This window comes from Acuticoccus kandeliae, assembly GCF_003073115.1.
On record NZ_QBBV01000182.1, the window covers coordinates 1 to 289 of the forward strand.

Genomic DNA, 289 nt, shown 5'->3' on the forward strand with positions numbered 1-289 from the left:
GGGCGATGCAGTTCGCGGTGACGCCGAACTTGCCGAGCTCGATCGCGAGGGTCTTGGTGAAGCCCTGCATGCCGGCCTTCGCCGCGGAGTAGTTCGCCTGGCCGCGGTTGCCCAGCGCCGAGGTCGAGGAGAGGTTCACGACCCGGCCCCAGGCCGCGTCGACCATGTGCTTCTGCACCGCGCGGGTCATCAGGAACGCACCGCGCAGGTGCACGCCCATGACCGCGTCCCAGTCGTCGACGGTCATCTTGAACAGCAGGTTGTCCTTGGTGATACCGGCGTTGTTGAT

At 66.4% G+C, this 289-nt stretch carries 1 protein-coding gene; it reads right to left on the reverse strand.

The features are described from left to right. Positions 1-289, reverse strand: a 289-nt coding sequence (locus DBV35_RS29865; RefSeq protein WP_117434510.1) for an SDR family NAD(P)-dependent oxidoreductase, incomplete at both ends; no start/stop codon positions are given.